The 14475-nt window shown below is 43.6% G+C and carries 10 protein-coding genes; 6 read left to right on the top strand and 4 right to left on the bottom strand.

Going from position 1 to position 14475, the window contains the following annotated elements:
* Positions 1 to 219: 219 nt before the first annotated feature.
* Positions 220 to 942, bottom strand: coding sequence for a YebC/PmpR family DNA-binding transcriptional regulator (locus JM642_RS05885; protein WP_037420892.1), 723 nt, complete (start codon positions 940 to 942; stop codon positions 220 to 222).
* 383 nt (positions 943 to 1325) lie between these two features.
* On the opposite strand from JM642_RS05885, the gene JM642_RS05890 reads away from it, so the two are divergent.
* The gene (locus JM642_RS05890; protein WP_203433130.1) at positions 1326 to 2894 is read left to right on the top strand and encodes a methyl-accepting chemotaxis protein; all 1569 of its coding nucleotides are present in this window, start codon (positions 1326 to 1328) and stop codon (positions 2892 to 2894) included.
* 323 nt (positions 2895 to 3217) lie between these two features.
* Positions 3218 to 3442, top strand: coding sequence for a TIGR02922 family protein (locus JM642_RS05895; protein ID WP_037420886.1), 225 nt, complete (start codon positions 3218 to 3220; stop codon positions 3440 to 3442).
* 100 nt (positions 3443 to 3542) lie between these two features.
* Here JM642_RS05895 and JM642_RS05900 read toward each other — a convergent pair whose 3' ends face one another.
* On the bottom strand, positions 3543 to 4124 hold the full coding sequence (locus tag JM642_RS05900; RefSeq protein ID WP_055647802.1) for a TetR/AcrR family transcriptional regulator: 582 nt from the start codon (positions 4122 to 4124) through the stop codon (positions 3543 to 3545).
* Positions 4125 to 4253: 129 nt separating this feature from the next.
* Between JM642_RS05900 and JM642_RS05905 the strand changes: the two genes are divergently transcribed.
* The gene (locus JM642_RS05905) at positions 4254 to 5321 is read left to right on the top strand and encodes an alkene reductase (protein ID WP_203433132.1); all 1068 of its coding nucleotides are present in this window, start codon (positions 4254 to 4256) and stop codon (positions 5319 to 5321) included.
* Positions 5322 to 5400: 79 nt separating this feature from the next.
* Here the strand turns inward: JM642_RS05905 and JM642_RS05910 are convergent, their stop codons facing one another.
* The gene (locus tag JM642_RS05910; RefSeq protein WP_203433133.1) at positions 5401 to 7821 is read right to left on the bottom strand and encodes an ATP-binding protein; all 2421 of its coding nucleotides are present in this window, start codon (positions 7819 to 7821) and stop codon (positions 5401 to 5403) included.
* A 536-nt stretch (positions 7822 to 8357) separates the two neighbouring features.
* On the opposite strand from JM642_RS05910, the gene JM642_RS05915 reads away from it, so the two are divergent.
* A complete protein-coding gene (locus tag JM642_RS05915; protein ID WP_203433135.1) occupies positions 8358 to 11015 on the top strand; it encodes a bifunctional diguanylate cyclase/phosphodiesterase in 2658 nt (885 codons plus the stop codon).
* 107 nt (positions 11016 to 11122) lie between these two features.
* Positions 11123 to 12352 (top strand): DEAD/DEAH box helicase, encoded by a 1230-nt coding sequence (locus JM642_RS05920; protein ID WP_203433137.1) that lies wholly within the window; start codon positions 11123 to 11125, stop codon positions 12350 to 12352.
* Between the two features lie 367 nt (positions 12353 to 12719).
* Here JM642_RS05920 and JM642_RS05925 read toward each other — a convergent pair whose 3' ends face one another.
* Positions 12720 to 13229, bottom strand: coding sequence for a hypothetical protein (locus JM642_RS05925; RefSeq protein WP_144375292.1), 510 nt, complete (start codon positions 13227 to 13229; stop codon positions 12720 to 12722).
* A 201-nt stretch (positions 13230 to 13430) separates the two neighbouring features.
* Here JM642_RS05925 and JM642_RS05930 point away from each other — a divergent pair, with 201 nt between their 5' ends.
* Positions 13431 to 14384 carry a DUF523 and DUF1722 domain-containing protein gene (locus JM642_RS05930; RefSeq protein WP_037420865.1) on the top strand — a complete coding sequence of 318 codons (954 nt, stop codon included), beginning with the start codon at positions 13431 to 13433 and terminating at the stop codon, positions 14382 to 14384.
* Positions 14385 to 14475 lie beyond the last annotated feature (91 nt).

The raw sequence follows: 14475 nt of genomic DNA on the forward strand, positions 1-14475 counted from the left end.
GGTGTTAGTGGTCGGTGGGTATTGTATGGATATGGCGCCGCTTTCGGCAGTGGCAACTATTTTCCATAATGATTATGGCCCATCGCGATGATGAGTCCCTCCATGAAGCGCGCTACGAGATCTCGCGCGTTTGGCCAAGTGTGCTGCGATTGAATTTCATGCATGATCGCAAATAAAAACGCAGCTCATTGGCTGCGTTTTTGTTAAGTAAGATTTTAATTAATCTTGAATTTCTGCATTGTGATAAACGTTTTGCACGTCGTCACAATCTTCTAAAGCGGCGATAAATTTATCGAATACTGCCACATCTTCACCGGACACTGGGGTCATGGTTTGAGGCACAAAAGTGATGTTCTCGACTTCAAAGTTGATGTTAGGCATTGCATCTGTCAGTGCCGTTTTAACTTTGAAAAACTCGGTGTGTGGTGCGATAACACTGATCATGCCATCTTCCACTTCAACGTCATTCACATCGACATCAGCCATCATCAGAATTTCAAGAATGGCATCTTCATCTTCACCAGGAAAAACGAATACGGCAGACTGGTCAAACATATGGCCTACTGTACCGGGTGTACCAAGTTTGGCATCGTTTTTTACGAAGGCTTGACGTACTTCCGTAAAAGTACGTTTTACGTTATCGGTTAAGCAGTCGACGATGACCATACAGTTACCTGGGCCGAAACCTTCATAACGGGCAGTATCATAATCTTCACCGCCACCACCTTTGGCTTTATCAATAGCACGTTCAATAACGTGTGCTGGTACTTGATCTTTCTTCGCGCGTTCGATTAAACGACGGAGTGATAAGTTGCCGTCCGGCTCGACACCACCTTGTTTGGCGACTACGTAAATTTCTTTACCGTAGCGTGAGTAAAGGCGGGTTTTCTGGCCAGCTGTTTTCGCCATGGATTCTTTACGGTTTTGATATGCTCTGCCCATCTTGATCTCGTTAGCTCAAAAAAATTGCGCCGATAGTAGCAGTTTTCTTGCCGTATGTGCAGTCACTCGAGTTGGAATTCTTGTCAATAAAGCGATAAGCACCACATTTTGTCAGCTAAAAATGGGCAGAGGATTTTAGGAAGGATTTATTGGGTAATTCGGCGAAATCTATACTAATGTCTAATGCCATAAGCGCGTTAGAGCGCTGAAGATAGGCTATAGGTTTTAGGATGAATAGTTCAATTTAGTCAGAAGGATAGACTCACTACGCAGTGCTTGAATTTGTCTATTCTACTTACTGCGGCGAATCAAATAGCAATGGATAGCAAGTGAATACTCACTTCTCTCACTTTGCATGTGCGTTTTCTTGGTGAGATACAAATATGGAATTACAACATAAAATCGTCATTGCACTGAGTTTAGTCTTAGTTGTGTTTGGCAGCCTTTTACTTAATGCCATCTCCTTATCCGGTTTGACACATGCCTTGGTTTTAGGCGGGATAGTTTGTGTGTGGGTATTATGGATTGTTAAGCGTTTTTTGAGTATCAAGGCGCCAAATCCTGATGAAAATGCTCTTAGGCTCAATCGGTTAAGCTCTCCTGAACATGATATCAGTGTCCAAACCAGTAAGATTGCAATTGGTGCAGCTGAGGTATCACATTTTATTGATTTATTGAATAAATCGATTGAGTCCAATGGTGAACATGCGAGTGCTATCGCGGTGGCTGCGGCGCAATTGAGTAATACAACTGCTTTGCTTGGGGATAATGCCAGCAGCATTTTAGTCCAAACCCAAGAGGCTGAGCGCTTGAGTGTGCAAGGCAGAACTCAAGCACAAAAGGGCGTATCTGCTATCGAATCATTAAATGCTGATATCAACACTGCCGCTCAGCAAGTGCAGGCCTTAAAGTCAAAAGCTGAACAAATTCAAAAAATCACCGAGGTCATTAATTCGGTTGCGGAACAAACAAACTTACTGGCATTAAATGCTGCTATTGAAGCGGCAAGAGCTGGAGAGCAAGGGCGAGGCTTTGCTGTGGTAGCTGATGAGGTTCGAAGCCTTGCCGGAAAAACGGCTGGAGCGACCCAAGATATCGGTAAGATGCTGCTCGAAATTCGTGCTGAAACAGACAAAAGTTCAGCGTTAATGGAACGAGTGGTTTTGCAAACTGCTGATGTTGTCGGTGCGATGGGGGAGTTGGATGGTCACTTTACTGATATCTCAACCTCTGTAACTCGTTCTGCGCATGCCCTTGGAGATATGGAAGAATCCCTTAAGCAATACAATCATACCACCAATGAGATTAGCAACTCGGTAGCGCAGATCCGTGACTCGCTGACTGCGACAGGAAGACAAAGCATGACGGTTTCTGAGCAGGCGTTTACCCTGTCATTAACGACAGAGGGTATATTTAAAGCATTGTCTCATTGGGATACTCAAACCTTTGATCAACAAGTGCTATTAGTCGCTAATGAAGCGGCAAAAGCTTGCGGAGAGAAACTTGCGCAAGGATTAGCTAATGGTAGTTTTACGGAAGCAGAGTTGTTTAGTCCCAAATATCAGCCAATTGCCAATACTCAGCCGCAGAAATATACCACAGCATTTGACCGTTTCACCGATCAACATTTTCCCGCGATTCAAGAACCGATTTTAGCTAAGCATAGTGAGATCATTTATGCTGGAGCCGTTGATAAAAAAGGTTATTTCCCAACCCATAATAAACGCTTTAGCCAAGCATTAACGGGCAAAGTTGAGGTTGATATGGTGCATAATCGCACTAAACGCTTATTTAATGACCCAACGGGCAGCCGTTGTGGGACACATACGGATCCTGTTTTACTGCAAACCTATAAGCGAGATACCGGGGAGATTATGCATGACTTGTCAGTACCCATTTATGTTAATGGTAAACACTGGGGCGGTTTTCGAGTAGGGTTTAAAGCGAAGTAACAGTAGTTTAATATAGAATTAACGCTTTTATTTTGTAGATAAATATTCATCTGCCCTTGTTACTTAAGTGTGATCGATTGTGCGGATTTGATTAACAAAATAGAAATAGATTGGCATCTATTTGCCGAAGTGCTTAAATGATGTGATATTCATGGCGCGATGATGTCTTTATCTTTTGTACAAAGCTATATCGCTTTGAGTTTTTAATTTGTTGATTTTAAATGGTAAAACAAGTTTTGGGTTTTGTTTTCATAAGAGATGAATGGAGACTCTTGCCACTTTGATCGATAGCAGTAGATACTGCTTAATGTGAGTTAAAAGTTATGCAAGCAACACAAGCGACTGTTACAGTTTTGTATTATGATGCGCCCGTTGGGTTAATTATGCACAATTCGGTGTTACAAGGTTTACCTGTTAGCGAGTCAGGTCGTGTGATGATTCCTGCAAGTTTTCGCAAAGGAAAATCCATTATTGCCGTATTAGAAGGTGAATGTAAGATTTTGAACTCACTCGGTGAGCGTGTTTTTGCACAGGCAAATATAGGTTAAGAAAAAATATACTGGCAAAACATCATATTGAAAGGACGATAAGTTGATTTATCGTCCTTTTGCTTTATGTGTTCGGTTAAATAAGCGTCAGGTTCGACTGTTATCTGCAAACATCATCAAACAGTTTATTGGCTAATTGCTGCAATATCTCCGCCTGCGGATGGGTGTGGGCGAAGGTTCGTAAGCCATAAATTCCCATCATTAAATATTGTGCTCTCTGCTCGCTATTGAGCTGCCCTTGTAACATTCCTTGAGAAGCTGCAAGTTCAAATTGTGCGGTGAGTGCGTTTTGCCATAGATGGAGATTCTGACTGATAATATGTTGAATCTCATCGTCTTGCTCGGCGATTTCATTTAACGCTTTGGTCAGTAAACAGGCTTGCTGGCTATCGCAGCTGATACATTCGACGACGACATTATCTAAGTAAGTTTTTAAATTTTTAAGCACTGGCTGGTTGTTGGAGAAGATAAGCTTGAATTGCTCGTTTCTATCCTGTTGATATTGCTCGATAGCGGCAATGAGTAATCCACGTTTATTACTAAAAGCACAGTAAATGGACCCAGGGTGTAATCCGGTGGCTTGGGTGAGATCTTGCATGCTGGTCTTGGTATACCCCTTACGCATAAAGGCCGCCATTGCCCCTCTGAGTACTTGCGCCCTATCAAACTCTGCGTTTCGCATTGCATTCTTACCTCTTACCGATACTTGCCGGAGATTCTAACTAATTTTGAACAAACATTCAAAAATGTTCTTGAATGATCATTCAAATAGTAATATCTTGAACGTACATTCAAGAATGGGGTTTAACCAATGACGATTGAAAATGCAGTGAACTCTGTAGGTAATCTATTCGACACCTATAAGCTTAATGACACGATAACCTTAAAAAACCGTATTTTGATGGCGCCATTAACGCGCTGCATGGCTGATGCCGACTTGGTTCCTACCGATGATATGGTGGCTTACTATGCACGCCGTGCTGAAGCCGGATTGATTATCTCCGAGGCCACGATTATTCGCCCAGATGCCCAAGGCTACCCAAACACTCCCGGTATTTTTACCCAAGGGCAAATTGCAGGCTGGCGCAAAGTGACTGATGCTGTGCATGCCAATGGCGGTAAGATTTTTGTGCAATTATGGCATACAGGCCGTGTTGCTCATCCACATTTCTTCGGTGGTGGTGATGTGCTGGCTCCTTCTGCCCAGAAAATTGAAGGCAGTGTGCCAAGAATGCGTGAATTGACCTATGTAACGCCAAAAGCTGCAACGGTTAAAGATATTCAGGGGCTGGTGCGTGATTATGCAAAAGCGGCTGAGAATGCGATTGAAGCCGGCTTTGATGGCGTTGAGATCCACGGTGCTAATGGTTACTTGATTGATGAATTCTTACACCATGATAGTAATCGTCGTACCGATGAATATGGTGGCACACCAGCCAATATGTCACGGTTTGCCTTAGAAGTGGTCGATGCAATTGCTGCGCGTATTGGTAAAGACAGAACGGGTTTACGTATTTCCCCTGGCGCCTATTTCAATATGGCAAGCGATAGCCGTGACCGTGCGGTTTTTGATTATTTACTTCCTGAGTTAGAAAAACGCGATCTGGCCTTTGTGCATATCGGTATTTTCGATGACAGTATGGAGTTTGATTACTTAGGCGGCTCTGCATCAAGTTATGTTCGTGCACACTATGGCAAAACGCTAGTGGGTGTGGGCAGCTATAGTGCACAGACGGCGAGCAAGGCCATTGCTGAGGATAAATTTGACTTAATTGCAATTGGTCGCCCCTTTATCGCTAACCCCGATTATGTTGCTAAAGTGCGTAAAGGCGAGGAGCTGGTGGCTTATAGTGATGAGATGTTAGCAACCTTGATTTAAGGTTTAGATTGCAACGCTGGTAAAAAAGGGTTAGCTAAGCTAACCCTTTTTGCTTTTTGTATCTATTGTTCAATCGAGACTATGAATTCGTTTTGCTGAGTGCTCTCAAAGCATTAAGTTTGTGTTGGGCAATGCCGAACACGCAATCTGATGCATAGTGCTCTGTGTGTTTACTCACATCGGTTTGCACTATCGCAGCGGCTTTACCTAATAGCAAAGTCATCGCTTGAGTAACATGGTTAATCGCCCAAATATGGAATTCACCACGCTCAACCGCTTCCACAATATCTTGGCGTAGCATTAAGTTTGCAATATTCGACTCGGGAATAATCACTCCTTGACTCGAGGTTCTACCCTTGATTTGACACACATCGAAAAAGCCTTCAATTTTCTCATTAACCCCGCCGATAGGTTGGGCTTCGCCAAACTGATTCATTGAGCCAGTAATGGCAATATCTTGTCTTAAGGGCAATTCACTGATGGCGGAGATAATAGCGCAGCATTCGGCCATTGATGCACTATCACCATCGACACCGCTGTAGGATTGCTCGAAGGTGAGGTAAGTGGTGAGAGGAATTTGCGCGGTTTTACCTAACACAGAGGCTAAATAGGCGGTAAGGATTAAAACGCCCTTAGAATGTATTCGCCCACCCAGTTTGACCTTATGTTCGATGTCCAGCACTTCTCCTTTACCATACGCGGTCGTGGCGGTGATGCGATTAGGCAGACCAAATTGATGATCTGAAGTAGAAACAACAGATAATGCATTGATTTGACCAACGACTTTATCGTGAGTATTAATTAGTGTGGTGCCATTAACGAAGCTTTCCATGATGTTGTCATGCAGGCGGGAGACGCGTTTCTCTTGATTTTTAAGTGCCTGTTCAACATGTTGCTTTTCTATTTGTTCACTTGCTGCGGCTTTTGCGCAAAAGTTGGATTCCCGTAATAGGTTGGCAATATTGGCAGAGTGCAGTGAGAGCTTTTGTTGATCCTGTGCCTCACGTGAGCTGTATTCAATGATGCGTGCGATGGCGCTACGGTCGCAGTGCAGCATGTTGTTATCGTGGACAATACTGGAAATAAATCGGGCATAATGGGCTTCGGAGTCGTCGGTTCTATCCATGACATCTTCAAAGTCGGCAGTTACCCTAAATAGTTCACTGAAATCAGGATCATAATGCTGTAATAGTTGGTAGGTTTCATGGTCACCGAACAGGATAATTTTAACATCTAACGGGATCGGTTCCGGTGCTAATGAAATGGTGCCTGACAATGAGACTTCCCGCTCTAATGAACTCAGATCCAACTTGCGTGAACGCAATGCTCGCTTTAACCCATCCCAAACATAGGGGCGTTCAAGCACTTTGATGGCATCCATTAACAGCACGCCACCGTTTGCCTTATGTAAACTTCCTGGGCGGATCAATGAAAAGTCGGTAAACACTGTGCCTCTGAAGGTGGCGTTTTCAACATAACCAAACAGGCTGTGGTAGCTTGGACTTTCTTCGACCACGATGGGGAATTTCTGTTCGCCTTGGCATACAAGTACATTGACCTGATAGCGGCGGGGCATTTTCTTTTCAAGTGAAGCGTAGGCAAGGGCGAGTTGTTCTTCGCTTTCTTCAAGGAAAATATCTAAATTACTTAGGATATCTGCCTGCATCCCGGTTAAAAATGCTCTGACATCTGGTTGATGTTTATATTTATCCTTCAAGGGTTTAAAAAAGTGGATCAACACATCCTTGGCAACTTGTTCATCATGTTCCTGCTGAGTATCACTAAATTCTTCTTCCCATTCAGTGTTTTGGCGAATAATGCTCCTTAGTTTTACTTCTAGCCCATTGATATTACTTTCAAATTGACTACGCTCGGCTTCCGTGAGGGCGCAGAAGCTGGCTTCATCATGGGGTTCATCACCATTGAGGGCGATCATTTGATAATCTCCCTGCATGGTTAAGCTCAGACTAATATTTTTTTGTTTGGCCTCTTCGCTGAGCTCAGTGAGTGCGGCTTCTTGCTTTTGTATCAGTTGGCTTTTAAGTTTTTCAGCTCTGGCATAGTACATTTCATTATCAAAGGCTAAGGGTAATGCTCTTACCAGTTTGAGCATGAGTTTCTCGATGGATTTCTTAAACTCTTGCCCCGTGCCAGCGGTGAGTTTTAGCACTTTAGGGCTGCGGGTATCGTCAAAGTTGACCACATAGCACCAGTCAAATAACGCAGGTTTTATGGGATCGTGGCGATTGAGATAGCGCAGCATCATGGTTCGTTTACCGAGACCATTTTGGCCGATCGCATAGATGTTATAGCCCTTTTCTTTTATCCCCATGGCAAATTCTACCGCCTGTTGGGCACGTTCTTGGCCAACAATATCATCGAGTGGCGTGAGCTGGGCTGTAGATTGGCACTCAGTATTAAGCTGTTTAAGTTCTGACTTTCGGTAAAGCTGCTGGCTCGTTAACGGGATGGCGGGTGTGGCTGTAGGCACGGTAGGCATAAAAATCCTTGTTTTTCTTTCTGATTATTTCCATTGTAGACAATAGGATAATGTTATTGTCAATGAAAAGACGGTAATTTCTACTTAAACAATCCTTATGCGAGGGGGCTATACCTTGGGATTCGGCCCTGTTTGTAGGCGTGAATTTTTGCTTGCGAAACGAAGATGAAGATGTTTGATTTTTATTCAAATGTTTTATTGCTAAGCTTTTACTGACGTACTCATTTTTGAGTAGCTTTGAGTCTAACCTTTATCGACAGTGAGTCTGTTGGCGATAATGGTGTTTAAATTTCGTTATCTGAAACAAACTAATCTGCTAATAACTCAAATAATTATGTATTAGTGAATGACGCTGATTGAGTGTCTGCGGTAATATCTGTCAATTGAGCATGGGATTGTACTGGTTTTGTACTTCAGCCTAGGCTCAGATTTTATTAAGACAGTGGGTGGGTATTGTTGTTGGTGTAGTGTTTTTTAGGGGGGCGCTTGTTGTCCTTATTTAACATGGAATTGTAGAGGCTATAGTTAGCAAGCTTATGATTGATTTTGCAATTTCACAAAAGCAGTTAACAGATTGGGCAAACGACTTACAGTTAGTCGCCAATATCACTCAGTCGCATGCGGTGATTTTAACTGCGAATGCAGCGGGTGAATATCGTCAGTTAATTCAGTCTGAACGATGCCAACTTGTTGATATAGAAGCTCTTGTTCGGCATTTTAATCATAAAGCTCATTTAAACCTCTATCAACATGCGACACCTAAAGTTAATACCCCATCCACTCGCTCCGCTTCCCATTATCCCTTCAACGAATCAAGTACCTTTAGCCATCATCAGGTTAATATTCCGTTAGATGTACGTCATGCTGCTGCATTCAAGCAAGCCTTGATCCCGGATGTAAAATCAACGCCAAAATGGCGTGATACCGGACTTGGAAGCTTAATTTATTTGCCTATCATCTGGAATTCTGGAGCGCATTTCGGGGTATTTTGTTTATATCATCATACTCCTTTACAGTTAGATGATAAGGCACTGCAACTCGCTTCCCTAACGGTTAATAGCCTACAGCTTAATTTGAGTGAGTTGCACAGGGCCCAACGACTGCAAATGGCCGCCTTGCGCGGTGATGCGAAGTCGATGGATGTTATTGACTTGCAGATCTTTATCGATAGTTTTGAAGAGCATATTTGGGTCAAAAATACCGACGGTGTTTACACCATTTGCAACCAAAGTGTTGAAAATGCGTGGGAGCTACCCCGCAGTGACATTATTGGCAAGACGGACGAAGAGCTATTTGGCAAAGCGATTGCGGATATTTTTCTCAATGGTGACAAACTTGCTATTGAGACTGGGGCGCCAATTATTGTTGCTGAATGTTTAGATGGTGAGAATCAAAATAAACACTTATGGCTAGAGACTCTTAAAATCCCCGCCTTAACGCCCGAGGGGGAACTGGCGGGCGTGATAGGCATGACCCGTAATATCTCTAAACATAAAGAAGTGGAAGAACAACTTACCCTCGCTACCAATGTCTTTAAACACTCCCTTGAAGGTGTAGTCGTGACTGATAGGCACGGTAATATTACCGATGTTAATGGTGCCTTTTACGAGATTACAGGTTACTCGCGGGAAGAGTTACTTGGGCAAAATCCACGCCTATTTAATTCCGGCCGTCACGATAGAGCTTTTTTTGAAACCATGTGGAATCATTTACTCGATGCTGGTAAGTGGAATGGTGAAATTTGGAATCGACGTAAAGATGGCACTATTTTTCCGCAAAATATCACTATTAGCGCCATCTACGATGAGGTTGGGGAGATCCGCTATTTTGTCGCAGTTTTCGCTGATATCTCCGCTCAAAAACAGAGTGAAGCGCAACTTGCTCATTTAGCTTATTTTGACCCACTGACTCATTTGCCGAATCGCATGAAGCTGATGATGCAGCTTAAGCAAGAACTCAGGCATGCGAAACGACTTAATGCCCAACTAGCGACAGTCTTTATTGATGTGGATTTGTTTAAACACATTAATGACAGTTTTGGTCATAGTATTGGCGATGAAATGCTGGTGGAACTGGCTAAACGTCTTCGCAGCCAATTACAGGAGCAAGATGTGTTGTCACGTATTGGTGGCGATGAGTTTGTGGCGCTGATTTCCGGCATTCAAGGCCATGAGGATGCTACAGCGGCAATTAACCAATTGCGCCAAGTATTTGATCTGCCTTTTGTGGTAAGCACCGGGGATCATTTACGCCTTACCGCCAGTATGGGGATTTCCCTTTACCCAAGTGATGGTAGTAATGCTGATACGCTGCTACGCAATGCCGATGCCGCCATGTATCGCGCTAAGAGTGAGGGGCGAAATAATTATGCCTTTTACACTGAATCATTGACCAAAGAATCGATCGAGCATTTAAAGTTGCAGAGTGCACTTTATGGTGCACTTGAGCAAAATTCTCTGTATTTGATGTATCAACCCAAATTAAATTTGGTGACCCGCAAAACCGTTGGAGTTGAGGCGCTATTGCGTTGGAACGATCCGATTTTAGGACAAATTTCCCCAGGGATGTTTATTCCCGTCGCCGAGAAAATTGGCTTAATTTACGATATTGGTTTGTGGGTGCTTGAAACGGCTTGCCAGCAAGGTGTGCGTTGGTTGGCTGACGGTAAACAGTTTGGCCGCATTGCGGTTAACGTCGCAGGACAGCAGTTGCAACGTGGCTCCTTTGTGGAGGACGTGAAACGTATCCTAACGCAAACAGGCTTACCTGCAACGTGCCTTGAGCTTGAAGTGACAGAAAGTGTGATGATGAATAATCCGGATGTCGCGATTCGTGATTTAAAATTGTTAGGTGATTTGGGCATTGAGCTCTCGGTCGATGATTTTGGTACGGGTTATTCATCACTGAATTATTTGAAAAAACTTCCAATTCATAAGCTTAAAATCGACCAGTCTTTCGTTCGAGACATTCCCTTCGATACCAACAATACCGCGATAGCTAAAGCTGTGATTGCCCTTGGCCATGCCTTAAAATTAGATATTGTTGCGGAAGGGGTAGAAACCACCGAGCAAGCCGAGTTTTTAACTCAAAATTTTTGCGACCAAGCACAGGGATATCTCTTTAGCCGCCCACAATTACCAGCGGATGTTGAGGCCTTTTTTACTGAAGCGGAATTGTTTACCAAACCTAAGTAGTGGTGTGGCTGTGACCGATAAGCATGATATTAAAGGCGCGATCGTAAACTGGTCGCAGTCAGTCCGGTCTGCTAACATTGCGGCATGATTGTTTTTGGTGATGTTTCATGTCTTTTAGCGCGCTTTCCTTAAATACCCAATTAGTTAACACCTTAGCTGAACTTGGTTATCAACAACCCACGCCTATTCAAGTTGAAGCCATTCCCGCCATTTTAGCAAAACAGGATGTGATGGCGGGGGCTCAAACTGGGACGGGGAAAACTGCTGCTTTTGCTTTACCCATTCTGCAACACTTAATCGCTGATAACGAAAACCTTAAGGCGCCAAAAGCAATCCGCGCCTTAGTTTTAGTGCCAACAAGGGAGTTGGCACTACAAGTTCAGCAAAGCTTTGTAAAATATGCGAAAGGCACAGATATTCGTGTGGGCATAGCCTACGGCGGCGTCAGTATCGAGGCGCAGCAAGCGGTGTTTAACGCCGGGATTGATGTGTTGATTGCAACCCCAGGCCGCTTGCTTGATCATTTACGTCAAGGTGCACTCAATCTTAACCAATTGAACACACTGGTATTTGATGAAGCAGATCGGATGCTTGATATGGGATTTATGGATGAAATCAAAGCCGTACTTAAGCAAGTGCCCGCTCACAGACAAACGTTGCTATTTTCCGCCACTTTGGATGATTCGATTTTTAGTTTCAGCAAAAACCTTCTGCGTAATCCCAAACTGATTGAAGTGGCTAAACGTAATACGACCGCGGCCCAGATAGAGCAGCGAGTCTATGCGATTGATAGCGATCGTAAAACTGAGTTTGTCAGCCATTTAGTCCGTAGCAAAAATTGGCAGCAAGTGTTGATCTTTAGCCGCACTAAGCAGGGTGTCGATAAGCTGACCACTCAGCTCAATCAACTCGGGGTGGCAACGCAAGCTTTCCATGGCGACCTGTCCCAAGGTGCGCGGGAAAAGGTATTGCAGGAGTTTAAACAAGGACAAGTGCAAGTCTTAGTTGCCACCGATGTGGCCGCAAGAGGACTTGATATTGCTGAGCTACAGTATGTGATTAATTTCGAATTGCCGTTTATTGCTGAAGATTACATTCACCGTATCGGTCGTACTGGTCGCGCTGGCAGTGCCGGGATGGCTATTACGCTTTTTAGCCAAGAGGATGCGCTACTGCTAGAAGAAGTCGAAGCCTTGCTCGATAAGCGTTTGCCACAACAATGGTATCCTGGCTTTGAACCCGATTTTAACAAAATGGTCTCTGAGCCAAGACGCAATAGCAAAGCTGCTCAAAAACAACGGGCTAAAAAACGCGCCTTAGGTGGTAAAAAGCGCTAATTAAGGCGACAAGGTTGTTTAAGCTTTTATTCTGATAGCGAGCCGCCCTTTGATAGGGCGGACGATCATTTCGCTAATGGTTTTACGTGATGATTCAGTTGGCTTGTTGTTCTTGCCATACCGCTCGCGTTATTAACTAACCTGAGCTCGGGATAAGTAGAGCCGCTGAATAGGCATCTTTTCGGGCCTCTCTGCGTTGCTCTGTCTAACCATAGCTCGCTATGGCATACGACAGAGCGCCTTGATATGCGCAAAAATCTGCGCATTCAGTCAGGAAAAAGGTTCTTCTTTTCAAAAAAATCATTTATAGCATTGATTTTGATTGTTAAATTTAGATTTTTCCGACACTCGTCACCCCGAGTTCAGGTTAACTAAAATACACTTCAGCCTGGTTATTGCGTTGTCGTTCTTCATTTTTCTCAGTGGCTTCTTTAATTAGCTCCACTTTTTGAGCTTGGAGTAATTCAATTTTTTTTGCTTTTTCCTCTTCGGATAAGCTGTCATCACCTGCTATTTTTGCTATCTCCGCATCTAGCTGTTTAAGCTTATCCCTATCAATGCCTGTGCGTTTATCGAGAATCGCCTGCATTGCGTCTTCTAATCTATTATGCGGCTTTTCAGTCTCTGCCGTACCGGCAATATGTTGCACATTAGCGGTGTAATGTTGTTTGGCATTAGGCGCAAGCTGACTATAGGTATCACTGCTTTCAGCATCTCGAGTCACGCCGCCAGATAGGGTGACTGTATCTTGCGGGGCTATCATTTGAGCTCTCGGATTTTCCGCAGGGCTTGATACACCTTGCGTTTGCTGAGTTTGCAACGATTTTACTTGGTTCAACGCGATGGCCGCATAGCTATTGGGATTGATGACAGTCATTTCCTTATTTTTCCTCGTCGATTTTCACTTTCAGATGCCGCGCCAATAGGGCAAATAAATTAAGCAATATCAAGGCCAAACTCTGGCGACTTTCGTTGGATTTTTAGTAGAAAAATATTTTTATAAAAAATTGTACAAAAACTTGATCCTTGTACAAGATTGGTCCGTAATAGTATCTAAATTGATACAAGGAATTTCATTATGTACAAGTTTAATCCGCAACGTATTCAAATAGGGATAAGTGCCTGCTTATTGGGGGAAAAGGTGCGTTTTGACGGTGGTCATAAAAATTCCTCTTATTGTAATCAAGAAATTGCCCCATTTTTTGATTATGTTCCTATCTGCCCAGAAATGGCGATTGGCCTAGGCGCACCTCGTAAAAGTATTCGTTTAGTACGCGATGGTGAACAAATACGGGTACAGAGCGCGGATGGAAGTTTAGATGTCACCGAAAAACTCAATGATTTCAGTGAGCGCAAAGTAGAAGAGTTAGATTTTTTAGGCGGTTATCTACTATGTGCTAAATCCCCAACCTGCGGTATGGAACGTGTGACAGAGTACAAGATTGGCACCAATAACGGCTCTAAATCCGGTATTGGCGTATTTGCCCGCAAATTAATGGAGCGTTATCCCCATTTACCGGTTGAAGAAGAAGGGCGTTTGCACGATATGGTGCTGCGGGAAAACTTTTTTACTCGGGTCTACGCCTATCACGACTGGCATACAATGCGTCACGAGGGGCTGACTAAGCATAAGTTAGTGAAGTTTCACTCCCGTTATAAGTACTTATTAATGGCCCACAGTCCTAAATGGTATCGCGAGCTTGGACCGATTGTGGCCAATATTGAGGATATTGAAGCGACCGCTGACCGCTATTTTACAGGCTTTATGACCGCCTTAAAAATTAATGCGACCCGTAGAAATCATACCAGCACCTTGCAGCATATTCAGGGCTATTTTAAAAAGCACTTAACCAAGGAGCAAAAACAAGAACTGTCTGAAATGATTATGAAATATCGTCAAGGACTCTTGCCTCTGTTAGTACCTATCACCTTGATTAACCATTACTTAAGACAATTCCCAACGCCATATATTGAAGATCAAGTGTACTTAAATCCCCATCCGGAGGAGTTAAAACTGCGTTATGCCTACTAGGTTTTTGCTGATATGTGCGTTTGATAAAAATGGCTTAGCAGATACAAACCACGATTGGCGAAATGGTTTAGCACAACATGCTTAGGCCAAC

The sequence above is a fragment of the Shewanella sp. LZH-2 genome (assembly GCF_016859145.1).
Taxonomy (GTDB): domain Bacteria; phylum Pseudomonadota; class Gammaproteobacteria; order Enterobacterales; family Shewanellaceae; genus Shewanella; species Shewanella xiamenensis.